We start from the raw sequence: 22,832 nt of genomic DNA, 5'->3' as shown, positions 1-22,832 counted from the left end.
AGGGGTTCGTTGCGATATCTTAGCTCGCTGTCAGCAAGGACTTAGTCCGCGGTCAGCAAGGGCGTCGTCTTCTTGCCGATCCGCAGCGCCTCCGGCCCGGTGATGTCGAAGGCAGGCTTGCCATCCTCGATCTTCACCCGGACCACGCCGCCTTTCTGCAGACGACCGAACAGCAATTCCTCGGCCAGAGGTTTCTTGATGTTCTCCTGAATGACGCGGCCCAGCGGACGGGCACCCATCTTGTCGTCATAGCCCTTTTCTGCCAGCCAGTCGGCGGCTTCCGGGTTCAGTTCGATATGGACGTTGCGATCCATCAGCTGAACTTCCAGCTGCAGCACGAATTTCTCGACCACATGGATGACCACCTCGCGCGACAGCGGCGCAAAGCTGATCACCGCGTCCAGACGGTTGCGGAACTCGGGCGTGAAGGTGCGTTCGATGGCGGCGGTATCCTCGCCCTCGCGACGCTCGCGGCCGAAACCGATCGCGGCCTTCTGCATGTCCGACGCCCCGGCATTCGAGGTCATGATCAGGATCACATTGCGGAAATCCACCTGACGCCCGTTATGGTCGGTCAGCTTGCCGTGATCCATCACCTGCAGCAGGATGTTGAAGACATCCGGATGCGCCTTCTCGATCTCATCCAGCAGCAGAACGCAATGCGGGTGCTGATCGACGCCATCGGTCAGCAGGCCGCCCTGGTCAAAGCCGACATAGCCCGGAGGCGCGCCGATCAGACGGCTGACCGCGTGTTTCTCCATATATTCCGACATGTCGAAACGCAGCAGTTCCACGCCCAGGGTCGAGGCCAGTTGCTTGGCCACCTCGGTCTTGCCCACGCCCGTCGGCCCAGCGAACAGATAGTTGCCGATGGGCTTTTCGGGTTCGCGCAGGCCCGCACGCGCCAGCTTGATCGCCGAAGACAGGGCTTCGATGGCATTGTCCTGACCAAAGACGACACGCTTCAGCGTCTTGTCCAGATCACGCAGCACTTCCGCATCATCCTTGCTGACATTCTTGGGCGGAATGCGTGCGATCTTGGCCACGACGGCCTCGATCTCTTTGGGGCTGATCGTCTTGCGCCGCTTGCTTTCGGTCACAAGATGCTGCGCCGCGCCGGCCTCATCAATGACATCGATCGCGCTGTCGGGCAGCTTGCGGTCATTGATATAGCGGCTGGCCAGTTCGACAGCGGTCTTGATCGCGTCATTGGTATAGCGCAGGTCGTGATGCTCTTCGAAATGCGGCTTCAGACCCATCAGGATCTTGATCGCATCGGGGACCGAAGGTTCGTTCACATCGATCTTCTGGAACCGGCGCGACAGGGCGCGGTCCTTTTCGAAATGCTGGCGATATTCCTTGTAGGTGGTCGAGCCCATGCAGCGCAGCTTGCCCCCGGCCAAGGCCGGTTTCAGCAGGTTCGAGGCATCCATCGCCCCGCCCGAGGTCGCACCGGCGCCGATCACCGTATGGATTTCATCGATGAACAGAATCGCATCGTCGTGGTTTTCAAGCTCCTTGACGACGGCTTTCAGGCGTTCCTCGAAATCGCCGCGATAGCGGGTGCCCGCCAGAAGCGCGCCCATATCCAGCGAAAAGATCGTGGCACCGGAGAGAACCTCGGGGGTTTCGCCCTCGACGATTTTCTTGGCCAGACCTTCGGCAATGGCGGTCTTGCCCACGCCCGGATCGCCCACCAGAAGCGGGTTGTTCTTGCGGCGGCGGCACAGGACCTGGATGCAACGCTCGACCTCGCCCGAGCGGCCGATCAGCGGATCGACATCGCCTTTCTTCGACTTCGCGTTAAGATCGACGCAATATTTCGCCAGCGCGCTTTCATCCTTGGCATCCTGCGCGGCTTCCGTGGCCTTCGCCTCTGGCTGATCCTCGGCACCGGCCACCTTGCGGTTTTCGTTGAAGGAGGGATTTTTCGCCACGCCATGAGCAATGAAATTGACCGCGTCATAGCGGGTCATGTCCATTTCCTGCAGGAAGAAGGCGGCGTTGGATTCGCGTTCGGCGAAGATCGCGACCAGCACATTCGCGCCGGTGACCTCTTCCCGGCCCGAGCTTTGAACATGGATGGCGGCACGTTGAATGACCCGCTGGAATGCAGCGGTCGGGACGGCTTCAGAGCCATCCACATCGGTGATCAGGGTGGACAGGTCATCATCGATAAACTCGATCAGCAGCTTGCGCAGCTCTTCCAGATCCACGTTGCAGGCGCGCATGACCTTGACCGCATCCGGTTCCTCGGTCAGCGCCAGCAACAGGTGTTCCAGCGTTGCAAGCTCGTGTCGATGTTCGTTCGCCAGCGCAAGCGCCTGGTGAATGGCCTGTTCCAGTGAGGTCGAGAAACTTGGCACGGGTCGTCTCCTGTCAGTCGACTGGCGGTATGGGCATATTTAGCGGCCCACCTGCCCAGACTGTCACGATACAGTTAAGATTTGGTGGATTTCGACAGGTATCAAGTGCTTTTTGCGCCTGATGCCGCGATTTTCCGGTGGTTGAGGCAGATGTGATATCGGCAAGCCGGTTTTTCAAGATTGCGGAACCGGTGAAAAGGGCAATGCGGGACAATCAGAACTTGTCCTTCATCTCTCGCAGCCGCCTGAAAACATCCGCATCCCGTGAGTTGGGCATTCCCAGGCTGTCGCGCAAGGCGGCGACGCGCAGAAAGGGGTTTGTCGCCCTCTCTTCGTCCAGCGTGGCGGGGGCGCAGGGCTGCTCGGCGCGCTGCACCGCATCCAGACGCGCGCGAAGGGCCTGATTTTCGGCATCCACGGACAGGGCGAAGGCACCGTTGGCGGCGCAGTAATCATGGCCCGAACAGATCAGCGTCTCGCCCGGCAGCGCATCCAGCCGCGACAGGCTGTCCCACATCATGTCGGCATCGCCTTCGAACAGGCGTCCGCAGCCGATGGCCATCAGGCTGTCGGCGGTAAAGGCATATGCAGAGCGGGGGAAATGAAAGGCCAGGTGGCCGATGGTGTGGCCAGAGACGTCAATCACCTCGACCGGCTCGCCCAGCATGCTGATCCGCTCGCCTGCCTCTACGGGCTGATCCAGCGGCGGCAGGCGCGCGGCGTCAGCCCCATTGCCGATCACACGTGCCCCGGTTTCGGCCACGATCCGGGGCACGCCATCGATATGGTCGGCATGATGATGCGTCAGCAGGATGGCATCCAGCGACCAGCCGCGCGCGGTCAGTTCGTTCAGGATCGGGTCGGCCTCTGGCGCGTCGATCAGGATCGTGCCCTCATCGCCATGCAGCAGATAGGCGTAATTGTCTTTCAGGCATCGCAGCGTGACCAGTTCCAGTGCCATTGGCAAATCCTTGTCCATATGATGTGCTGACAGTGACAAACACCGGGCCGGGGTGCAATGCATCACGATATCGAGGATCTGAGACGGTTTTATTATCAGCGTGCCCTTGGGCGCGCGGTGCAGCGTATCCTGCGCGACCGGCTGACGGAACGCTGGGCGCCCGGCCTGACGACGGGGATGAGCGTGGCGGGCTATGGATTCGCGGCGCCGATGCTGCGGCCCTATCTGTCCAAAGCGCGGCGGGTGACGGCGCTGATGCCCGGGCCGCAAGGGGTGATGGCCTGGCCTGCGGGCATGGCCAATCACAGCGTGCTTTGTGACGAGACCGCCTGGCCCATCGATACCGGCAGTCTGGACCGGCTGGTAATCCTGCACGGGCTGGAAACCAGCGACCACCCCGACGCGCTTCTGGCCGAGGCATGGCGCGTCCTTGGTCCCGGCGGGCGGATCCTGATCATGGTGCCCAATCGCGCGGGGCTGTGGGCGGCATCTGACAGCACGCCCTTTGGCTTTGGCCGCAGCTACACCGCCGGACAGCTTGAGGCCCAGACCCGTCGCGCGGGCTTTGTCAGCGGCTGGACCGGCGCGGCGGTCTATATCCCGCCCTCTGACCGCCGGTTCTGGCTGCGCACGGCCAATATGTGGGAGCGTACGGGCACGCGGATCAGCCGCGTGCTGATCGCGGGCGTGGTGCTGACCGAGCTGACGAAACAGGTGCAGGGCGCGGTCACGGCGGGCAGTCCGGTTCATGTGCCCAACCCGATCGAGGTGCTGGGCGGCATCGCCCGCCCGCGCCCCGGTCGGCAAGAGGCTTTGCGGCGGATGAAAAAAGAATCTGCGGACTGATTGCCGTGCTTGCAGCTTCGCACGTGGTTTTCGAACGTCGCGCACCATCGACGCGAAGCACCGGAATTTCTGAATCTCATCAAGGGGCGGCGTCAAGCAATAATGGCCCAAACGTCATACGATTCTAACATGGACCGGCCCTTTACCACGACCTATCCCAAGGTAAGCAGCGCGGACACTTCTGCCGTTCGCCGCGCCCAGGACGAACGGCAGTGATGCGCAGGAAACAGACGTTTAGCGCGCTGCCCTGAACAGGCAGGACGGCGCAGAACTTCGCCGTGTAATCATGTGTCGAGCATGTCCCATTAGTCTCCCAAGACCCAACGCAGAGCGGAGAGCTTGCCATTCAACATACCCCATTCGAAATCATCCCACGGCCCGAGGTTTTCCAAGTTGTTGCTGGCACTTTTGGTGCATCGGGTCAGCGCCTTCACCCCGGCTTGTCTCAATGGCTTTCCATTGAGTGAACCCATACATCCGCCTCTGGCTCATGCGGGGCCTGCGTTCCTTCAATGACGGCACCAAGCCTCTTCGCCACAGCCTGTGAACGGGCATTCTCCCGGTCAATGTAGCTGTATAGCCGATCTAACCCCAATTCCTCACGGGCCCATTCCTTGACGGCAATCGCAGCTTCCGTTGCAAAGCCTTTTCCCTCCGTGCCTTCGAACAGATGCCATGCCAGCTCTACGTCCGGCCAGTTGGAATGCTTGATCAGGCCCACTCTGCCGACCGGGTGCCCAGTCTGCCGTTCAACGACAATAAAGAAGCCGAAGCTGTGCCAATGCCAGTGGCCAACTCCAGTCAGAAACCCGAACCAAGCCTGTTCCGCTGTGACCGTCTCGCCCTGAGCCACCATCGACGGGGCACTGGTCATGAAGCGGGTGAACTCCGGTAGATCACTCCGTTCGGGTCCACGCAAAATCAACCGCTGCGTTGTCAGCACGGGTGCAGTCGTGAGATTTTTCATCGGACGCCTTTCTGATCGCAGTCCTGGGTTCCAAGCAAGTTCAGTATAGCGAGCGGTCGCGCTTAGCGGAAAGTCGCCATTCAAACACAATGCGGCATCCGGAACTTTGGGCTCAAAGCCGACGTTGATCTGCCCGGGTTGAAGCGGTCGGTTGGGTCAGGACTCTGGCCGAAAGCCAGGAATGTCTGAGAGGCGATAGTGGGATCCTGAAAACAGCCACAGATTCGGCGCGTCAGATCCGCGCAGGCGGGCAGGGTGCCCTTGGGGAAGGGGGCGATCCGCAGCGTCGCGAAAAATTGCTGGGACGCCTGTGGATCGCCTGCGCTGCCCTCTGGCCGCCGATCCGCGCGATTTTCCGATAACGAATGCGACATCGCTGCGCCAGCCGCTCTCATTTCCGTGTCCAAGGCGGTTGCAGGGCGGTAAATCTGCTGCTAGAGACGCCGCAGATTTGAGGGCGTCACCCGTCGGGCGCCGCCCATCTGTTCACCGATGCCCCGCTTCAGACCGATCAATCGCTGGTCGGCCCGTCGGCGGGGTGTGCGTTAACCGCGAAGGATGACCGTGGCCAACACCGTTTCCATGTCCCAAAGCATCGCCGGGCGTTACGCCCAGGCCGTCTTTGACATCGTCAAGGAAGAGGGGGGGCTGGATGCTCTGGCCCAGCAGGTCCAGGATCTTGATGCCGCTTTGGCGGACAGCAGCGATCTTCGGGATCTGATCAATTCCCCGATCTATACACGCGAACAGCAGACCAGCGCCATTGCCGCGCTGGCATCCAAGATGGGTCTGTCGGCCACGCTGGCCAACACCCTGCAACTGATGGGCAAGAACCGTCGCCTGTTCGTCCTGCCGCAGCTTGTCACCCGCCTGGGCGACCTGATCGCGCAGGAACGTGGCGAAGTGACCGCCGATGTCATCAGCGCCGTCGCGCTGAGCGATGAACAGCAAAAGCGTCTGGCCGATACGCTGTCCGAGAAGTCGGGCAAAAAGGTCAAACTCAAAACCAGCGTCGATGAAACCCTCATCGGCGGCATGATTGTTAAGATGGGCTCTCAGATGATCGACAGTTCGGTCCGCTCGAAGCTCGCCTCCCTCCAGAATGCTATGAAAGAGGTCGGATAATGGGAATCCAGGCTGCCGAGATTTCGGCCATCCTCAAGGATCAGATCAAGAATTTCGGTCAGGAGGCCGAGGTGGCCGAGGTTGGCCAGGTGCTGTCCGTCGGTGACGGGATTGCGCGCGTCTATGGTCTGGACAAGGTTCAGGCCGGTGAAATGGTCGAATTCCCCGGCGGCGTCCGCGGGATGGTGCTGAACCTTGAAACCGACAATGTCGGCGTCGTGATCTTCGGTGACGACCGCGACATCAAGGAAGGCGATACCGTCAAGCGCACCCGTTCCATCGTGGACGTGCCGGTTGGCAAGGCGCTGCTGGGCCGCGTCGTCGACGCCCTGGGCAACCCGATCGACGGCAAGGGCCCGATCGAAACCGACACCCGCGCCGTGGCCGACGTCAAGGCGCCGGGCATCATGCCGCGCAAATCCGTGCATGAGCCGATGGCGACCGGCATCAAGGCGGTGGACGCCATGATCCCGATCGGCCGTGGCCAGCGCGAACTGATCATCGGCGACCGTCAGACCGGCAAGACCGCCGTGGCTCTGGACGCGATCCTGAACCAGCTGAACTATAACGGCCGCGAAGACGATGGCATGAAGACGCTGCACTGTGTCTATGTCGCCGTCGGTCAGAAGCGCTCGACCGTGGCGCAGCTGGTGAAGAAGCTGGAAGAGACCGGCGCGATGGCCTATACCACCGTCGTCGCCGCGACCGCATCCGATCCGGCCCCGATGCAGTATCTGGCGCCCTTCTCGGGTGCAGCCATCGGTGAATATTTCCGCGATAACGGCATGGACGCGCTGATCGTCTATGATGACCTGTCCAAGCAGGCCGTTGCCTATCGTCAGATGTCGCTGCTGCTGCGTCGTCCGCCGGGACGCGAAGCCTATCCGGGCGACGTGTTCTACCTGCATTCGCGCCTGCTGGAGCGTGCCTCGAAGCTGAACGAGGATAACGGTGCCGGTTCGCTGACCGCGCTGCCGATCATCGAAACCCAGGCAGGCGACGTGTCGGCCTATATCCCGACCAACGTGATCTCGATCACCGATGGCCAGATCTTCCTGGAAACCGAACTGTTCTTCCAGGGCATCCGCCCGGCCGTGAACACCGGTCTGTCGGTCAGCCGCGTCGGTTCGGCTGCGCAGACCAAGGCGATGAAATCGGTCGCTGGTCCGGTCAAGCTGGAACTGGCGCAGTATCGCGAAATGGCGGCCTTTGCACAGTTCGGTTCGGATCTGGACGCCGCCACGCAGCGCCTGCTGAACCGTGGTGCCCGCCTGACCGAGTTGATGAAGCAGCCGCAATACCAGCCGCTGACCAATGCCGAAATCGTCATCGTGATCTATGCCGGGACCAAAGGCTATATCGACGATGTGCCGGTGGCCAAGGTCGTTGAATGGGAACACGGTCTGCTGCAGTTCCTGCGCAATCAGAAAGCCGATCTTCTGGACGATATGACCAAGAACGACCGCAAGGTTGCCGGTGATCTGGAAGATGCCATCAAGGCGGCGCTGGACGAATACAGCAAGACCCGCGCCTGAGAGGGGGAATAGATGCCCAGTCTCAAGGACCTTAAAAACCGGATCGGAAGCGTCAAGAATACGCGGAAGATCACCAAGGCGATGCAGATGGTCGCTGCCGCGAAACTGCGCCGTGCGCAGGATGCGGCAGAGGCCGCGCGCCCCTATGCCGACCGCATGTCGGCGGTGATGGCCGGGCTGACCGCGAATGCGGCCGGTTCGGAAACCGCACCGCGCCTGCTGTCGGGCACGGGCTCGGATCAGAAGCAGCTGCTGGTGGTGATGACCTCGGAACGTGGTCTGGCCGGTGGTTTCAACAGCTCGATCGTCAAGCTGGCCCGGCAATATGCCGAGCGTCTGCGCGGCGAAGGCAAGGATGTCACCATCCTGACCGTCGGCAAGAAGGGCCGCGAGCAGTTGAAGCGCGATTACGGCAGCCATCTGATCCATCACGTCGATCTGTCCGAGGTGAAGCGTGTCGGCTATGACAACGCGCGCGACATCGCGGATGAGGTTCTGAGCCGTTTCGAAGCGGGCGACTATGACGTCGCAACGATCTTCTACAACCGCTTTGAATCGGTGATCAGCCAGGTACCGACGGCGCGTCAGGTCATTCCGGCGGAAGTGCCGGAAGGTGCCGAGGACGCCGCAGGAGCTTCGTCGCTTTACGATTACGAACCGGGCGAAGAGGCCATTCTGGCCGATCTGCTGCCCCGCTCGGTCGCGACGCAGATCTTTGCCGCGCTGCTGGAAAATGCCGCCTCTGAACAGGGCGCGCGGATGACGGCCATGGACAATGCCACGCGCAACGCAGGCGACATGATCGACAGGCTGACGACCGAATATAACCGTTCGCGGCAGGCTGCGATCACGAAGGAACTGATCGAAATCATCTCGGGTGCCGAGGCGCTCTGATGAAAGAAGAGGTAAGTGTGGTGGTCGTTCACCCCAGCATTCCAGCCGATGGCAGGTGGATCGACGATTTCGTCGATCCCGCCGCGCCCTATCGGTTTGTGAAGGTCGGGGCGGAGGAAGCCGTGTCCTGGCATCGCCGGGGCAAGACCACCAATCTTGCCGAATGGCGGCGCCATTTCCGCCAGGCGCGGCGTGCCATGAACCAGCGGTCGGATGTTGTCATTGCCAACTTCCCGCCACTGACCCTGGCCTGCTGCTTCTGGAAGGCAGCCATGTTCAGCTCGACCCGCGTCATCGGTTGGAGCTTCAATTTCGGTGGTGGAAGCAAGGGGCGCGCCGCGCGTGTCGCGGGCAAGCTGTTCAAGCGTGCCTCGCTGCTGATCACGCATTCCCGCGGAGAGATCCCGGTCTATGCGAAGGCTTTCGATCTGCCGGAGTCCCGGCTGACCTTCGTGCCTTGTCAGCGGGGCACGATCAATGTCGAGCCCTCGGCCGAGCGTTTCGACGTGATCGCCATGGGATCGGCCGGTCGCGATTATCGCAGCTTCTGCGCCGCGGTAGAGGGGACTGGTCTGAAGACATTGCTGATTGCCAAGCCCGACGTCATTCAGGGGATCGACATCCCCGCGAATGTCGAGGTCAGAAACGGGCTGAGCATGGCGGAATGCCTGTCCTTGTCCTCTGCTGCCCGGGTAAACGTCGTGCCCATCGCAGAGACCCAGAACGCGGCCGGTCAGGTTACATTCCTGACCGCCATGGCCATGGGCAAGGCGATCGTGGCGACCGATTGTACCGGAACGCGCGACTATCTGACGGATGGACAGGATGCTCTGCTGGTTGCGCCGAAGGACGTGGCCGGTCTGCGCAATGCGATTTTGTCGCTGATGGAAGATCAGGAGCTTTGCGACAAGCTGGCTCGGGCCGGCTATCGTCGCTGGCAAGAGAATTTTTCGGATGAGGCTGCCGGTAAAGCACTGCGGGAAGTTCTTGACCGGGTAACAGGAAATAAACAGGGCGCTGCGTCGGCGCCCGAGATGTGTCATTGATGCGTTGCCGTACGGACGGAAGCGCGCTCGAGTGAAGGAAAAAAGGATGCAAGAAACCAAAGGTAAGATTACCCAGGTGATCGGCGCTGTTGTGGACGTGCAGTTCGACGGCCACCTGCCGGCGATTCTGAACGCTCTGACGACCTCGAACAACGGCAAGGAGCTGGTGTTGGAAGTCGCGCAGCATCTGGGCGAAAACACCGTCCGCACCATCGCGATGGACTCGACCGAAGGTCTGGTTCGTGGCGAGGCCGTGACCGATACCGGTGGACCGATCATGGTTCCGGTGGGTGACGTGACGCTGGGCCGCATCCTGAACGTCGTCGGCCAGCCGGTTGACGAAGGTGCGCCGATCGAAGTGACCGAAACCCGCGCCATCCACCAGCCCGCGCCGGACTTCGCCAGCCAGGCGACCAGCTCGGAAATTCTGGTGACGGGCATCAAGGTGATCGACCTGCTGGCGCCTTACTCCAAGGGCGGCAAGATCGGCCTCTTCGGCGGCGCCGGTGTGGGCAAGACCGTTCTGATCATGGAACTGATCAACAACATCGCCAAGGTGCACTCGGGCTATTCCGTGTTCGCGGGCGTGGGTGAACGGACCCGTGAAGGCAACGACCTTTATCACGAGATGGTGGAATCGGGCGTTATCAAGCCGGACAATCTGGCGGATTCGCAGGTGGCACTGGTCTATGGCCAGATGAACGAGCCTCCGGGCGCCCGGATGCGCGTCGCGCTGACCGGTCTGACCCTGGCTGAACAGTTCCGCGATGCCACCGGCACCGACGTTCTGTTCTTCGTGGACAACATCTTCCGCTTTACCCAGGCAGGTTCCGAGGTGTCGGCGCTTCTGGGCCGCATCCCTTCGGCCGTGGGCTATCAGCCGACGCTGGCCACCGACATGGGCGCGATGCAGGAACGCATTACCTCGACCAAGGCAGGCTCGATCACCTCGATCCAGGCCGTTTACGTGCCGGCCGACGACCTTACCGACCCGGCGCCTGCCACGACCTTTGCCCACCTGGACGCCACGACCGTTCTGTCGCGTGCGATCTCGGAACTGGGGATCTACCCGGCCGTGGACCCGCTGGACAGCAACAGCCGGATCCTTGACCCGGCCGTGGTCGGCGAAGAGCATTATCAGGTCGCCCGCGACGTTCAGGGCATCCTGCAGAAATACAAGTCGCTGCAGGACATCATCGCCATTCTGGGCATGGACGAACTGTCGGAAGAGGACAAGCTGACCGTGGCCCGTGCCCGGAAAATCCAGCGCTTCCTGTCGCAGCCCTTCGACGTTGCCAAGGTCTTTACCGGTTCGGACGGGGTTCAGGTTCCGCTGGAAAAGACCATCGCCTCGTTCAAGGCGGTCGTTGCCGGCGAATATGACCACCTGCCGGAAGCCGCCTTCTACATGGTCGGCGATATCGACGAAGTGAAAGCCAAGGCCGAGCGTCTGGCAAGCGAAGCCGCGTAAGGGGGCAAGATGGCCGATACCATGCAGTTCGACCTCGTGTCGCCGGAACGGAGCCTTGTCTCTGTCCCGGTCCGCGAGGTGCGCCTGCCGGGCAATGACGGCGATCTGACCGCCATGCCCGGTCACGCACCGACCATCGTCACGCTGCGCCCCGGTCTGGTGACCGTGGTTGCCGAGAATGGCACGGAAACCGAATTCGCCGTCACCGGCGGTTTCGTCGAGATCGGTCCCGACTCGATCAGCCTGCTGGCCGAGCGTGGCCACCCGCGCGAGGAGATTTCGCAAGAGATCTTCAACGAGATGATGACCGATGCGCATCGTCAGCGGCGTCAGGCGGAAGACCGCCGCGATCAGGTCGGCGAAGATGTCGTGACCGCTGCCGTCAAGCTGCTGGCGGATATGGAGGCCCTGGGCACCCATGTCGGTCTGGACCCCAATCAGGCCAGCGTGCCGGATTGAGCCGTCCGAAAAGCTGACGAAGAAGACAGGCCCCGGAGGATACTCCGGGGCTTTTTTACTGCCCTGCCGCGTTATACTCATGCCAGGTAGCGGAGGTAGGATGCAGATTTTCAGTCATCACGCGGTTGGTCTGGCACAGGGCAGCAGCCTCATGTTCTCGGCCTTCGAGGATGGCGGCCCGATGTGGTCGGGCAGTGGCGATCGGCAGGTCCGCGAATATGTCGCCTTCACACGCCGGTTTCTGCGGACGCCGGTGGTTCAGGTCGCCATCGGCATGTGGGACATTGACCGCAACGGCAATCAGCGGGCCGAGATCCGCGCTGAAAACATCACCACCAGCGGTTTCGATCTGGTGTTCAGCACATGGGGCGACACCCGCGTCGCCCGGATCCGGGCGGACTGGATCGCCATCGGGGCGCTGCCGCATGAGGATGATTTCCGCGTATAGCGTGGCCGCCGGCTTGCGGTTTCCATTCCGTTGGGGCGATACCGGCTATCCGCCCCGGATGACATGATTTTACCGAAGGACTTTGAGGATGCATAAGATGATCGCGCTGGTCGGCGCCGTTCTGATCTCGCTGGGCCAAGGCGCTGTCACCCATGCGCAAGAGGCGCAGCCGCGGGGCGACGGGCCCGCGATCAATTCGACCGTATTTCGCGACCAGCAGATGAAATCCGTCACCGCCGTGACGCAGGTCTTTGGCCGCAGCCAGCGCGTGATTGCGGCCATCGTCGAATATGATCGGCCGATCCGAAATGCCGGTCTGGCGCTGACCGATTTCGAGGTGACGGACCGCCGGATCACCCGCATCTACGCCAATGACCGGCCCGATCTTGCAACCGACGGTCGCGACGGCGCCTATGTCATTCTGGAACTGGACGCGGAGGATGAGGCCGCCATCGTCTTTTCCCCGAAGGTCGAGGAATCGGCCACCACCGTTGTATCGCAACGGGCCAGCATTTCGGACCTGTCCGGGCAGCCTGTCCCGCCCGGCACGACCCCGCTTATCAACACCCGTCTGAAAAATCTGATCGTCGATGATTTTCAGCAATTCCGCTTTACCGATCCGCAGACCGGATTGTCGCTGAGCTATAATCTTTACACGCCGCAGGATTACGATCCGGGGCGCGCCTATCCGCTGGTGCTGTTCATGCATGATGCCGGTGTGACCGGCACGAACCCCTTGCGCACCCTGCAGCAGGGGCTTGGCGCGGTGGCCTTTGCCAGCCCGCGCGATCAGGCAAAGCACCCGGCCTTCGTGCTGGCACCGCAATATCCGGTGGCGCTTGCCAATGATGCCAGCCAGTTGTCGGATTATGCCGATATCACCGTGCGCCTGATCGAGGATCTGGCACAGCGGTTCAATCTGGACCGGGATCGGCTGTACACAACCGGGCAGTCGGGGGGCTGCATGGCCTCGGTTGCGCTGAATATCAGATATCCGGATCTGTTCGCGGCCTCGCTGCTGGTCGCAGGGCAATGGGATCCGGCGCAGGTCGCGCCGCTGGCGCAGGATAATCTGTTCGTCGTGGTGTCTCAGGATGACGCCAAGGCCTATCCGGGCATGAATGCGATCATGGAGGTGCTGGCCGAAAATGGCGGTCAGATCACCCGCGCCACATGGGACGGGCTTGGATCGCAGGCGCAGCTTGATCAGCAGGTCACGGATCTGGTCCGTGCGGGGTCAGACAGCAATATCCTTTACGCGGCCTTTCAGGGGGGCACGGTCTTTCCGCCCGGCGATACCGACCGGCAGGGCGCATCCGGCCATGTGAACACCTGGCGCGTGGCCTATGATATTCCGGCCCTGCGCGACTGGCTTTTCGATCAGTCGAAATAAGCGGATCGGATCGCGCCCTCAGGCGCGGTCCAGATTGACACCGATCAGGCCTGCGACCTCATCCGCATGCGTCAGGGGCAGCATATGCCCGGCGCCCGGCACGGTTGCGCGGCCCACATCCGGCAGACGTCCCGCCAGCGCATCGGCAATGGCATGGATGACTGGCGGAGAGTTTTCGCCGGAAATCAGCATCACCGGTGCGTCGATGGCCTCCAGCCCGCCATCGCGCAGGATATTCGCGCTGTCATGGGACAGGGGCGGCACATTATTGGCCACCAGCCCGATGCGTCGCTGCATCTGATGCTGCGCCTGAGGCGGCAGGTCGTCGAAAGGCTGTGCGCCCCAGGCGTCGATGAAGGCGCGTGTGGCCTCGGTCTCGCGGCCCTGTTCGTAAAGCGAGGCGACCTGCGTGTCGCGCGACGCCTGCTGCCTGTCGGGGGCCGCGGCGAACAGAACCGGCTCGATCAGGGTCAGGCTGCGGATCGCATCGGGCGCGGCGACCGCGATGCGCAGCGCCACCGTGGCGCCCATGCTGTGTCCGATCAGATCCAGCGGGCGGTCGATGAAACTGGCCGCGATGCGCGTGACCGTGGTGTGGAAATCGGGCCCGTCCGGGTCCGGCGTCCAGTCGCCGCTACGCCCGTGGCCGGGCATGTCGAAGGCCTTCAGACCCACCCGCCCATCCAGCCGCTTGGCGATCGGCCCCCAATAGCCCGCGCTGGCCAGCATGCAATGCAGCGCAAGGGCAGGGCGGTCGGGATCGCCCTGCCAGTGGTGCTGATAGATGCCGCTCACAACGTGGCCAGATGCCGGTCGAGGAAGTCCAGCCGGTCCTGACCCCAGAACCTCTGCCCGCTGTCGCGCACCACATAGAAGGGCGCGCCGAAGGCCCCGGCCTCGACCGCCTCTTCCAGGTTGCGGCCATAGGTTTCGGCGCCGACGAACAGGCCCTTGTCGGCCAGATCGGGGTCGAAACCATGCGCCCCCAGCAGATCGCGGATCACGGCATCGTCGCTGATATCGCGCTCATCCGCCCAGACGGCCTTGGCAAAGCCGTGGACCAGCCCACCCAGATCGCCGCCCCCCGCCTGCTGCGCGGCGATGATGGCATAGGAAGAGGGCGCCATATTCACCGGCCAATGCGCCGGTTTCTGGTTGAAGGGCATGTCCAGATATTCCGCCCAACGCGGCAGTTCCTGCGCGCGGTATTCATTTCGGCTGGGGTGACGCTCGGCCGGGCGGATGCCGCCGGTGCGGTCGAAAAGCTGCAGCAGATCCAAGGGCTTATACGTCACCGTCGCGCCGTGTTTTTCCGCAATCTCTTCCAGGCGGGTGCCTGCGAGATAGACATAGGGGCTGATCGTGCCCAGGTAGTAGTCGATACTGGCCATAAAGACGGTCCTTCTTGGTTTGCCCGCAGGCTAGCCGGGTGCTAATGGCTTTGCAATCTGACGAATCCCTGCCAAAGGCCCGTTATCCATGCCCGTCATGACCGAACCCAAGCTGATCGCCGGTAACGCCAACCAACCTCTTGCCGCTGCCATTGCCCGTCGCATGTCGATGCATCGCGGCATGAATGTCGGCCTGTGCGAAACCCGCGTCGAACGTTTCAACGATCAGGAAATCTTTGTCGAGGTTTTCGAGAATGTGCGCGGCGAGGATATGTATATCATCCAGTCGACCTCGAACCCGGCAAATGACAATCTGATGGAATTGCTGATCATGACGGATGCGCTGAAACGGTCATCGGCCGCGCGCATCACCGCCGTGATCCCCTATTTCGGCTATGCCCGGCAGGATCGCCGCGCCAAGGCCCGCACCCCGATCAGCGCCAAGCTGGTCGCCAATCTGCTGACCGAGGCCGGTGTCGACCGGGTGCTGACCATGGATCTGCATGCGGCGCAGATTCAGGGATTTTTCGATATCCCGGTGGATAACCTTTATGCCGCGCCGATCTTTGCGCTGGATGTGCAGCATCACTTCAAGGGTCGCATGGATGATCTGATGGTGATTTCGCCAGATGTCGGCGGCGTGGCGCGTGCGCGCGAGCTGGCGCAGCGGATCGGGGCGCCCCTGGCCATCGTGGACAAGCGCCGCGAGAAGGCGGGCGAGGTGGCCGAGATGACCGTGATCGGCGATGTCGCGGGCAAGGCCTGTATCATCGTTGACGATATCTGCGACACGGCCGGCACGCTGGTCAAGGCGGCGCAGGTGCTGACCGATCAGGGCGCGACCGAAGTTCACGCCTATATCACCCATGGCGTCCTGTCGGGCCCGGCGGTGGAGCGGGTGACCAATTCGGTGATGAAATCGCTGGTGATCACGGATTCGATCCAGCCGACCGAGGCGGTGAAGAATGCCCCGAATATCCGCATCGTGCCGACCGCGCCGATGTTCACGCAGGCGATTCTGAACATCTGGAACGGCACCTCGGTCAGTTCGCTGTTTGAAACCGATAATCTGCTGCCGATTTACGAGGGGTTGTATTCCACCTGAGGTGGAGATGCCTGTGGCCCTGTCGGATGCCTCCGGCGGGGATATTTCGGCAAAGAAGAAAGGGGACCGGCGCAGGGATGGCGCCGGTCTTTTACGTCAGAGGGCGCGCCAGCCGATATCGCGGCGATAAAATCCCTGTGGCCAGTCGATGGCCTCGACCAGCGCATAGGCACGATCACGGGCCTGTTGCAGCGTCTGACCGCGTCCGGTGCAGGCCAGAACACGGCCGCCTGTCGCGACGGTAAGGCCGTCTTTCAGATCGGTGCCGGCGTGGAAAACAGTGTTGAAGCTGTCTTCAGGAATGTCGTTCAGCCCTTTGATCTGCGTGTCTTTTTCATAGCTTCCGGGATAGCCGTCGGCGGCCAGAACCACGGTCATCGCATGGTCATCGGCCCAGGTGACCTGTGCGTCGCCCAAGCGGGATTCGGCGCAGGCCAGCAGCAGGTCCAGTGCCTGTGCGCCCAGCCGGATCATCAGCACCTGACATTCGGGATCGCCGAAGCGGACGTTATATTCGACCAGCCGGGCCTGTCCGTCCCTGATCATCAGACCGACATAGAGCACGCCCTGAAACGGCGTGCCGCGGCGTGCCATTTCGGCGATGGTGGGGCGCACGATCCGGGTCATCACCTGATCCTGCATCGCCTGCGTCATGATCGGGGCCGGGCTATAGGCGCCCATGCCGCCGGTATTGGGGCCGGTATCGCCATCGCCGACGCGTTTGTGGTCCTGGGCCGTGCCGACGGGCAGGCAGTCCGTGCCGTCGCTGAGGACGAAGAAACTGGCTTCTTCCCCCGCCATGAATTCCTCGATCACGACCGAGGTATCGCCGAATTCACCGTCGAAGATCAGTTCGATGGCCTGATGGGCCTGCTCGACGGTGTCGGCGACGGTGACGCCTTTGCCTGCCGCCAGACCGTCAGCCTTGACGACGATGGGCGCGCCTTGCCGGGTGACATAATCGCGGGCGGATGCGGCGTCGGTGAAGCGCGCCCAGGCGGCGGTCGGGGCGCCGCAGGCATCGCAGATTTCCTTGGTGAAGGCCTTGGAGGCTTCCAGTTGCGCGGCGGCCTGCGAGGGGCCGAAGGTCAGGAAACCGGCATCGCGCAGCGCATCCGAGACACCTGCCGCCAGCGGCGCCTCGGGTCCGACGATGACGAAGTCGACTGCGTTTTCCTGTGCGAATTCAAGAACCTCGGCGCGGGAGTTCGGGTTCAGCCTGGCGCATTCGGCGACCGCTGCGATGCCCGCATTGCCGGGGGCGACGAACAGGCGGTCGCATTTCGGGTTTTGCCGGATGGCCCAGGCCAGCGCATGTTCACGCCCGCCGCCGCCGAGGATGAGGATATTCATGATCGCCCTTTCGCTTGCCGCCCTTTTCCTTGCGGTCGCCACGTTCTAGTCTGCGCGCGAAAGGGGAACAAGCCGCATGGACCTGTTGGAAGACGCGCCGGGCAATAATGCCCATGAATTCACGGTATCCGAGCTGTCGGGCGCGGTGAAGCGCAGCATCGAGGATCAGTTCGGGCGCGTGCGGGTGCGCGGTGAGGTCGGGCGGGTGTCGCGGCCATCCTCGGGGCATCTGTATTTCGATCTGAAGGACGACCGTTCGGTTCTGGCGGCAGTGACCTGGAAGGGGCAGGCCGCGCGGCTGATCCAGCGTCCGGAAGAGGGGATGGAGGTGATCGCGACGGGTCGTATGACCACCTTTCCCGGCCAGTCCCGCTATCAGCTGATCGTCGATCAGATCGAGCCTGCCGGCGCCGGCGCGCTGATGGCGATGCTGGAAAAGCGGCGCAAGGCGCTGGCGGCCGAAGGGTTGTTCGATCAGGAGCGCAAGCGGCCTTTGCCCTTCCTGCCGCGGATGATCGGGGTGGTGACCTCGCCCTCGGGCGCGGTGATCCGCGATATCCTGCACCGTCTGCGCGACCGTTTTCCGACCCGCGTGCTGATCTGGCCGGTGGCCGTGCAGGGTGAGGCCAGCGCGCCGCAGGTCGCGGCAGCGATCGAGGGGTTCAATGCCCTGCCGCCGGATGGGCCGGTCCCGCGCCCAGATTTGCTGATCGTGGCGCGCGGCGGTGGCAGTCTTGAGGATCTGTGGAGCTTCAATGACGAGGCCGTGGTGCGGGCGGCGGCGGCCAGCCGGATCCCGCTGATCTCGGCCGTGGGGCATGAAACCGACACCACGCTGATTGACTATGCTGCGGATCGCCGGGCTCCGACGCCCACCGCAGCTGCCGAAATGGCGGTGCCGGTGCGGGCGGAACTGGCTGCGCGTCTGGCGGAAACGCAGGCCCGGATCGGCCGTGCGGCGGCCATGCGGATTGAGCGTCCGCGCCAGCGTTTGCGCGATCTGTCCCGTGCCATGGGGCGCCCTGCGGCGCTGACCGAAGGCGCGCGGCAGCGATTCGACCTGTGGGCCGGTCGGCTGGAGCCCGCCTTGCGCGGTCTGGTCCGCATCCGGCGGCAAGAACTGGCCTCGCATCCGATGCCGGTGGCGATCCTGCGGCAATTCACGGATCGCAAGCGGCATGGGCTGGAGCGGTTGGATACGCGGCTGGGCGGGGCGATCCAGCGCCGGGCAGAGCGTCGGCAAGACCGTCTGCACAGCCTGCAGCAGCGGCTGGAATCCTCTCTGGCGCGGATGGTGGCGACCACGCGGCGGGCGATCGTCACGCAGGGCGACCGGCTGCAGCAGGCCTCGCAACGGCTTGATCTCGCAGGAAAGCGGGCCATCCACCAGCGCCGCGATGCGCTGCTGCGGCTGGACCGGATGCGGCAGACGCTGGGCTATCACGAGACCTTGGAACGGGGATTTGCGGTGGTTCGCGGGCCGGATGGGGTTCTGACCACGGCCAATGCGGCGCGGCAGGTTCCGCAGATCGAACTGCAATTCGCCGATGGCACGGTATCGGCCAGGCCTGACGGGGCGCCGCCCAAACCGGCGCGCAAATCCGCTCCGCCCGCGCCCGAGCAGAAAGACCTGTTCTAGCTGTCAGCCAAGGGCCGGTTGCCTGCGTTCCTGCCGGACCAGCCAGATCAGCGAGGCCGCCGCCAGCAGCAGGAAGGGCAGCATCGTCAGCGTGACTGCGTTCCAGCCCTGCTGCGCCGTGCCTCCCGCGCAATTCATCAGCGCGCCCGAGGATAGTGAGGCAAGGAAAACACCGCCAAAGACGACCGCATCATTGATCCCCTGAACGCGGCCACGCTCTGCCGGGGTGAATGAGGCGGTCAGCATAGCGGTGGCCCCGATATAGCCAAAATTCCAGCCCAGACCCAGAAGCATCAGCGCGATATAGAAATTCGCCAGCTCGACCCCCGCCAGCGCGATCAGCCCCGACAGCGTCAGGATCGCCATGCCGATGGCCACGATTCGCTGCGACCCGTAGCGGGTGATCAGCGTGCCGGTGAAAAAGCTGGGCGCGAACATCGACAGTGCATGCAGGCTGATGATATTCGCCGCGTCCTTCTGGTCGAAACCGCAGCCCGTGACGGCCAGCGATGTCGAGGTCATCATCAGGTTCATCAGCGCATAGGACACCGTGCCGCAGATCATCGCCACACGGATGCGCGGCACCGCCAGAAGCTGGCCGATGCTGCGGCCCGTATCGGCATCGGCATCGCTGGGCTTTGGCTTTGGAATGTCCAGAAAGGCAAAAAGGAACGGTCCGGTCAGATTCAGCGCCAGGATCGCCAGATAGGTTGCCAGAAACGGCACGGCGGTCATGCCATCGGTATAACGCACCAGGGCCGGGCCAATCACCGCGGCAAACAGCCCGCCGACCATGACCCAGCTGATCGCCTTTGGCGCGAAATCCTGCGGCGCGGTGTCGGTCGCGGCAAAGCGATAGAACCCCTGCGCCGACATATAAACCCCGGTCAGCAGCGATCCGGCCATGAACAGCCAGAACGACCCGATCCAGATCGCGCCTGCCGAGATCATCGCGCCGATACTGCCCGCCGCGACCGCCAGAAGAAACCCGGCCCGGCGACCGTGATTTTGCATGAAACGGGCCAGCGGGCGGGCGCTAAGCGCCGTGCCCAGAATGATCATCGACAGCGGCAGGGTCACCATGCAGGGATTGGGCGACAGGATCTTGCCCGCAAGGGCGCCGACGACAAAGATCATCGGCATCTGGGCGCCCAGAATCGCCTGCGCTGCGAAAAGAACGATCACGTTCCGGCGGGCGCGGCTTATCTGGGCGGTCATGTTCTGTTACCTCTGTCGCAGGGTCGCCGCAGTCCGGGCGCGCGCCTCGATGGCGGACCAGTTTTCGGCGGTCACATCGGCATCGGTCGCGACCCAGCTGCCGCCAACGCAGACGACATTCGGCAGCGACAGGTAGTCGCGGGCGTTGTCCGGCGAGACGCCGCCCGTCGGGCAGAAGCTGATACGGGGCAGGGGACCGGCCAGCGATTTCAGCGCGGGCGCGCCGCCCACGGCCTCGGCCGGAAAGAATTTCAGCATGTCATAGCCGGCATCGGCGGCGCGCATCACCTCGGACGCGGTGACGGCGCCGGGCAGCAGCGGCAGTTCCAGATCGGAACAGGCCTGGATCAGGCGGTCCGTCAGGCCCGGAGAGACGGCGAATTTCGCGCCTGCATCCTTGGCCCGCTTGGCATCATCCGGCGTCAGCACCGTCCCCGCGCCGACATGCCCGCCCTGAACCGAGGACATGGCGCGGATCGCATCCAGCGCCGCATCGGATCGCAGCGTCACCTCCAGCACGGGCAAGCCGCCGCTGACCAGCGCAGTGGCAAGCCCTTCGGCCCTTGCGACATCCTTGATCACGATCACCGGGACGACCGGGGCAAGATTGCAAAGTTCGCGGGTCTTCTGGGACTGAAGTTCAGGGGTCATCGTGGCACCTTTTAACGGTTGCTGGTTGCAGACTGGGGCGAAGCCCGCCGCGATGCAAGGTCCTGCGATGCGCAGCGGTCGATCTGCGACATGTTAACGCTATCGGAAATAAAACCCAAGGCGCAAAACCCGTTTGGGCCGATCCCTAGGGCGAAAGCTGGCGGAAGGCGCTGAGCACCGCAGAATAATGCACGACAGCGGCCACGACCACGAAGGTATGCCAGATCGCGTTCTGAAAGCGCAGTTTTTCCCAGACGTGGAAGATCACCCCGGTCGAATAGATCAGCCCGCCCAGCACGATCAGCATCATCGTTGTCGGCGGCAATACGGTCGACAGCGATTTGAAGGTGACCACGCCGCTCCACCCCATCAGCAGATACAGCAGAATCGCCAGCCGGTCGTAGCGGCCCGGAAACAGGCATTTGATGGCAATGCCAAATGCGGCCATGACCCAGATCATCACCAGCAGCCCCATAAGCCAGCTGTCGTCAGTGCCGCGCAGCAGGAAAGGTGTATAGGTGGCCGCGATCAGGATGAAGATGGCCGAGTGATCCAGCCGCCGGAAATACCATTTCAGCCGCGAATGGGGCAGCATGTTATAGGTGAAGGAAATCGCCAGCGACGCGATCAGCCCGATGCTGTAGATCCAGACGGCGAGTTGCTCTGGCCGGCCCGCGTAAACGCTTGCATAGAAGATCAGCGCGGTGCCGCCGACAAGGGCGAACACCACGCCGATTCCATGGACGATCCCATCGGCCAGAAGTTCGTGAAAGTCATAATCGCGCCCAAAGGAAAACGGATGTTTTCCGGCGACCGAGGTGGGATATGTCTGCCTGCCTGCACTCATCCTTCAAGAATGGGGCCGCTTGCGATTCCTGACAATTGGCGGTTTCGTCAGGTTTTGGTGTGCGGAATGTGATTTTCGCGCCATAACCGTCGCGCTGCCCCTTGCATTTCTGCGCGATCAGGCCTATTTGCCCGCTCACTTCACAGGCAGAAGAGGGCCGCCGCGGGAGACATCCGTGAACGGTCCACCGGTTGAGGCATTGCCTTCAAGACTTCTGCTCAGGCGCAAACCGGAAAGGAAATGGATATGGCGCTTCCCGAATTCACTCTGCGTCAGCTGTTGGAAGCTGGCGTTCACTATGGTCACCAGACTCAGCGCTGGAACCCGCGCATGGCCGAGTTCATCTATGGCGATCGCAACGGCATCCACATCATGGATCTGACGCAGACCGTGCAGATGCTGGACGCCGCGCTGCAGGTCGTTCGTGACACCGTTGCCAAGGGTGGCCGCGTTCTGTTCGTCGGCACCAAGCGTCAGGCGCAGAAGCCGGTCGCGGAAGCCGCCGAGAAGTCGGCTCAGTTCTACATGAACCACCGCTGGCTGGGTGGTACGCTGACCAACTGGAAAACCGTGTCGCAGTCGATCAACCGCCTGAAGGCGATTGACGAAACCATGGCTGGCGGCGCCGAAGGCATGACCAAGAAAGAACGTCTGGGTCTTGAGCGCGAGCAGGCGAAACTGCAGGCCTCGCTGGGCGGGATCCGCGAAATGGGCGGTCTGCCGGACCTGCTGTTCGTCATCGACGTGAACAAGGAAGATCTGGCAATCGCCGAAGCCAAGAAGCTGGGCATCCCGGTCGTGGCCGTGGTTGACAGCAACGCCTCGCCCGAAGGCGTGGATTACATCATTCCGGGCAATGACGACGCTGCCCGCGCCATCGCGCTGTATTGCGATCTGGCCAGCCGCGCCGCGCTGGACGGCATGTCGGCCCAGATGGGCGCTGCCGGTGTCGACGTCGGCGCTCTGGCCGAATCGCCGGAAGAGCTGCTGGACGAAGGCGAAGCCGAAGTCGCAGCCGAAGAGCAGTCGACCGCCGACGCCTGATCGGGCGCGCGGCCACGGAATTTTACCGTATTGTCGTCAGGCGGGGATATCCCCGCCTGACGCGTTGAAACAA

21 protein-coding genes are annotated in these 22,832 nt (G+C 62.8%); 12 read left to right on the top strand and 9 right to left on the bottom strand.

Features of this window, described 5'->3' with window-relative positions; translation table 11 throughout:
* Positions 1 to 41: 41 nt before the first annotated feature.
* Positions 42 to 2,366: an ATP-dependent Clp protease ATP-binding subunit ClpA gene (gene clpA, locus JHX87_RS04580; RefSeq protein WP_271882719.1), complete on the bottom strand. Its 2,325-nt coding sequence runs from the start codon at positions 2,364 to 2,366 to the stop codon at positions 42 to 44.
* 214 nt (positions 2,367 to 2,580) lie between these two features.
* Positions 2,581 to 3,327: a hydroxyacylglutathione hydrolase gene (gene gloB / locus JHX87_RS04575; RefSeq protein ID WP_271882718.1), complete on the bottom strand. Its 747-nt coding sequence runs from the start codon at positions 3,325 to 3,327 to the stop codon at positions 2,581 to 2,583.
* Between the two features lie 57 nt (positions 3,328 to 3,384).
* Between gloB and JHX87_RS04570 the strand changes: the two genes are divergently transcribed.
* A complete protein-coding gene (locus JHX87_RS04570; protein WP_271882716.1) occupies positions 3,385 to 4,173 on the top strand; it encodes a class I SAM-dependent methyltransferase in 789 nt (262 codons plus the stop codon).
* Between the two features lie 445 nt (positions 4,174 to 4,618).
* On the opposite strand, the gene JHX87_RS04565 is transcribed toward JHX87_RS04570, so the two are convergent.
* Positions 4,619 to 5,140, bottom strand: coding sequence for a GNAT family N-acetyltransferase (locus JHX87_RS04565; RefSeq protein ID WP_271882715.1), 522 nt, complete (start codon positions 5,138 to 5,140; stop codon positions 4,619 to 4,621).
* Positions 5,141 to 5,704: 564 nt separating this feature from the next.
* Between JHX87_RS04565 and JHX87_RS04560 the strand changes: the two genes are divergently transcribed.
* The 8 genes from JHX87_RS04560 (at position 5,705) to JHX87_RS04525 (ending at position 13,511) form a co-directional block, all read left to right on the top strand.
* Positions 5,705 to 6,265: a F0F1 ATP synthase subunit delta gene (locus tag JHX87_RS04560; RefSeq protein WP_271882713.1), complete on the top strand. Its 561-nt coding sequence runs from the start codon at positions 5,705 to 5,707 to the stop codon at positions 6,263 to 6,265.
* Positions 6,265 to 7,800 (top strand): F0F1 ATP synthase subunit alpha, encoded by a 1,536-nt coding sequence (gene atpA / locus JHX87_RS04555; RefSeq protein WP_271882711.1) that lies wholly within the window; start codon positions 6,265 to 6,267, stop codon positions 7,798 to 7,800. Before JHX87_RS04560 ends, atpA begins: the two co-directional genes overlap by 1 nt.
* 12 nt (positions 7,801 to 7,812) lie before the next feature.
* A complete protein-coding gene (locus tag JHX87_RS04550; protein WP_271882709.1) occupies positions 7,813 to 8,694 on the top strand; it encodes a F0F1 ATP synthase subunit gamma in 882 nt (293 codons plus the stop codon).
* On the top strand, positions 8,694 to 9,740 hold the full coding sequence (locus tag JHX87_RS04545) for a glycosyltransferase family 4 protein (RefSeq protein WP_271882707.1): 1,047 nt from the start codon (positions 8,694 to 8,696) through the stop codon (positions 9,738 to 9,740). The genes JHX87_RS04550 and JHX87_RS04545 overlap by 1 nt, the downstream gene beginning before the upstream one ends.
* A 46-nt stretch (positions 9,741 to 9,786) precedes the next feature.
* Positions 9,787 to 11,211 (top strand): F0F1 ATP synthase subunit beta, encoded by a 1,425-nt coding sequence (gene atpD, locus JHX87_RS04540; RefSeq protein WP_271882705.1) that lies wholly within the window; start codon positions 9,787 to 9,789, stop codon positions 11,209 to 11,211.
* A gap of 9 nt (positions 11,212 to 11,220) precedes the next feature.
* Positions 11,221 to 11,670 (top strand): F0F1 ATP synthase subunit epsilon, encoded by a 450-nt coding sequence (locus JHX87_RS04535; RefSeq protein ID WP_271882704.1) that lies wholly within the window; start codon positions 11,221 to 11,223, stop codon positions 11,668 to 11,670.
* 100 nt (positions 11,671 to 11,770) lie between these two features.
* The gene (locus JHX87_RS04530; protein ID WP_271882702.1) at positions 11,771 to 12,118 is read left to right on the top strand and encodes an H-type lectin domain-containing protein; all 348 of its coding nucleotides are present in this window, start codon (positions 11,771 to 11,773) and stop codon (positions 12,116 to 12,118) included.
* Between the two features lie 88 nt (positions 12,119 to 12,206).
* Complete coding sequence (locus tag JHX87_RS04525) at positions 12,207 to 13,511, top strand: alpha/beta hydrolase-fold protein (protein ID WP_271882700.1); 1,305 nt, start codon at positions 12,207 to 12,209, stop codon at positions 13,509 to 13,511.
* A gap of 18 nt (positions 13,512 to 13,529) precedes the next feature.
* Here the strand turns inward: JHX87_RS04525 and JHX87_RS04520 are convergent, their stop codons facing one another.
* Together JHX87_RS04520 and JHX87_RS04515 are read right to left on the bottom strand one after the other, a co-directional pair.
* The gene (locus tag JHX87_RS04520) at positions 13,530 to 14,306 is read right to left on the bottom strand and encodes an alpha/beta fold hydrolase (RefSeq protein ID WP_271882699.1); all 777 of its coding nucleotides are present in this window, start codon (positions 14,304 to 14,306) and stop codon (positions 13,530 to 13,532) included.
* On the bottom strand, positions 14,303 to 14,902 hold the full coding sequence (locus JHX87_RS04515; RefSeq protein WP_271882698.1) for a 2-hydroxychromene-2-carboxylate isomerase: 600 nt from the start codon (positions 14,900 to 14,902) through the stop codon (positions 14,303 to 14,305). The genes JHX87_RS04520 and JHX87_RS04515 overlap by 4 nt, the downstream gene beginning before the upstream one ends.
* 88 nt (positions 14,903 to 14,990) lie before the next feature.
* Here JHX87_RS04515 and JHX87_RS04510 point away from each other — a divergent pair, with 88 nt between their 5' ends.
* Positions 14,991 to 16,007, top strand: a complete 1,017-nt coding sequence (locus JHX87_RS04510; protein WP_271882696.1) for a ribose-phosphate pyrophosphokinase — start codon at positions 14,991 to 14,993, stop codon at positions 16,005 to 16,007.
* 96 nt (positions 16,008 to 16,103) lie between these two features.
* On the opposite strand, the gene purD is transcribed toward JHX87_RS04510, so the two are convergent.
* Entirely contained in the window at positions 16,104 to 17,360 is a 1,257-nt protein-coding gene (gene purD, locus JHX87_RS04505) for a phosphoribosylamine--glycine ligase (protein ID WP_271882694.1), read from the bottom strand.
* 76 nt (positions 17,361 to 17,436) lie between these two features.
* On the opposite strand from purD, the gene xseA reads away from it, so the two are divergent.
* Positions 17,437 to 18,999: an exodeoxyribonuclease VII large subunit gene (gene xseA / locus JHX87_RS04500; protein WP_271882691.1), complete on the top strand. Its 1,563-nt coding sequence runs from the start codon at positions 17,437 to 17,439 to the stop codon at positions 18,997 to 18,999.
* 3 nt (positions 19,000 to 19,002) lie between these two features.
* On the opposite strand, the gene JHX87_RS04495 is transcribed toward xseA, so the two are convergent.
* The 3 genes from JHX87_RS04495 to trhA form a co-directional block, all read right to left on the bottom strand.
* Positions 19,003 to 20,217, bottom strand: a complete 1,215-nt coding sequence (locus JHX87_RS04495) for an MFS transporter (RefSeq protein ID WP_271882689.1) — start codon at positions 20,215 to 20,217, stop codon at positions 19,003 to 19,005.
* 6 nt (positions 20,218 to 20,223) lie between these two features.
* Positions 20,224 to 20,868 (bottom strand): bifunctional 4-hydroxy-2-oxoglutarate aldolase/2-dehydro-3-deoxy-phosphogluconate aldolase, encoded by a 645-nt coding sequence (eda, locus tag JHX87_RS04490; RefSeq protein ID WP_271882687.1) that lies wholly within the window; start codon positions 20,866 to 20,868, stop codon positions 20,224 to 20,226.
* 145 nt (positions 20,869 to 21,013) lie between these two features.
* A complete protein-coding gene (gene trhA, locus JHX87_RS04485; RefSeq protein WP_271882686.1) occupies positions 21,014 to 21,715 on the bottom strand; it encodes a PAQR family membrane homeostasis protein TrhA in 702 nt (233 codons plus the stop codon).
* A gap of 240 nt (positions 21,716 to 21,955) precedes the next feature.
* On the opposite strand from trhA, the gene rpsB reads away from it, so the two are divergent.
* A complete protein-coding gene (gene rpsB / locus JHX87_RS04480; RefSeq protein WP_271882685.1) occupies positions 21,956 to 22,759 on the top strand; it encodes a 30S ribosomal protein S2 in 804 nt (267 codons plus the stop codon).
* The last annotated feature ends 73 nt before the right edge of the window (positions 22,760 to 22,832 follow it).

Source organism: Paracoccus fistulariae (genome assembly GCF_028553785.1).
GTDB classification, from domain to species: domain Bacteria; phylum Pseudomonadota; class Alphaproteobacteria; order Rhodobacterales; family Rhodobacteraceae; genus Paracoccus; species Paracoccus fistulariae.
This window is presented reverse-complemented; position numbering and strand designations above follow the sequence as displayed.

Bases quoted from the DNA above. Each gene is read 5' to 3' on its own strand.
- rpsB (WP_271882685.1), top strand. From the start codon at position 21,956: ATGGATATGGCGCTTCCCGAATTCACTCTGCGTCAGCTGTTGGAAGCT.
- JHX87_RS04525 (WP_271882700.1), top strand. From the start codon at position 12,207: ATGCATAAGATGATCGCGCTGGTCGGCGCCGTTCTGATCTCGCTGGGC.
- JHX87_RS04515 (WP_271882698.1), bottom strand. From the start codon at position 14,902: ATGGCCAGTATCGACTACTACCTGGGCACGATCAGCCCCTATGTCTAT.
- JHX87_RS04495 (WP_271882689.1), bottom strand. From the start codon at position 20,217: ATGACCGCCCAGATAAGCCGCGCCCGCCGGAACGTGATCGTTCTTTTC.
- JHX87_RS04565 (WP_271882715.1), bottom strand. From the start codon at position 5,140: ATGAAAAATCTCACGACTGCACCCGTGCTGACAACGCAGCGGTTGATT.
- JHX87_RS04510 (WP_271882696.1), top strand. From the start codon at position 14,991: ATGCCCGTCATGACCGAACCCAAGCTGATCGCCGGTAACGCCAACCAA.
- purD (WP_271882694.1), bottom strand. From the start codon at position 17,360: ATGAATATCCTCATCCTCGGCGGCGGCGGGCGTGAACATGCGCTGGCC.
- atpA (WP_271882711.1), top strand. From the start codon at position 6,265: ATGGGAATCCAGGCTGCCGAGATTTCGGCCATCCTCAAGGATCAGATC.
- eda (WP_271882687.1), bottom strand. From the start codon at position 20,868: ATGACCCCTGAACTTCAGTCCCAGAAGACCCGCGAACTTTGCAATCTT.
- JHX87_RS04550 (WP_271882709.1), top strand. From the start codon at position 7,813: ATGCCCAGTCTCAAGGACCTTAAAAACCGGATCGGAAGCGTCAAGAAT.
- JHX87_RS04570 (WP_271882716.1), top strand. From the start codon at position 3,385: ATGCATCACGATATCGAGGATCTGAGACGGTTTTATTATCAGCGTGCC.
- gloB (WP_271882718.1), bottom strand. From the start codon at position 3,327: ATGGCACTGGAACTGGTCACGCTGCGATGCCTGAAAGACAATTACGCC.
- atpD (WP_271882705.1), top strand. From the start codon at position 9,787: ATGCAAGAAACCAAAGGTAAGATTACCCAGGTGATCGGCGCTGTTGTG.
- JHX87_RS04535 (WP_271882704.1), top strand. From the start codon at position 11,221: ATGGCCGATACCATGCAGTTCGACCTCGTGTCGCCGGAACGGAGCCTT.
- trhA (WP_271882686.1), bottom strand. From the start codon at position 21,715: ATGAGTGCAGGCAGGCAGACATATCCCACCTCGGTCGCCGGAAAACAT.
- JHX87_RS04530 (WP_271882702.1), top strand. From the start codon at position 11,771: ATGCAGATTTTCAGTCATCACGCGGTTGGTCTGGCACAGGGCAGCAGC.
- xseA (WP_271882691.1), top strand. From the start codon at position 17,437: ATGGACCTGTTGGAAGACGCGCCGGGCAATAATGCCCATGAATTCACG.
- JHX87_RS04545 (WP_271882707.1), top strand. From the start codon at position 8,694: ATGAAAGAAGAGGTAAGTGTGGTGGTCGTTCACCCCAGCATTCCAGCC.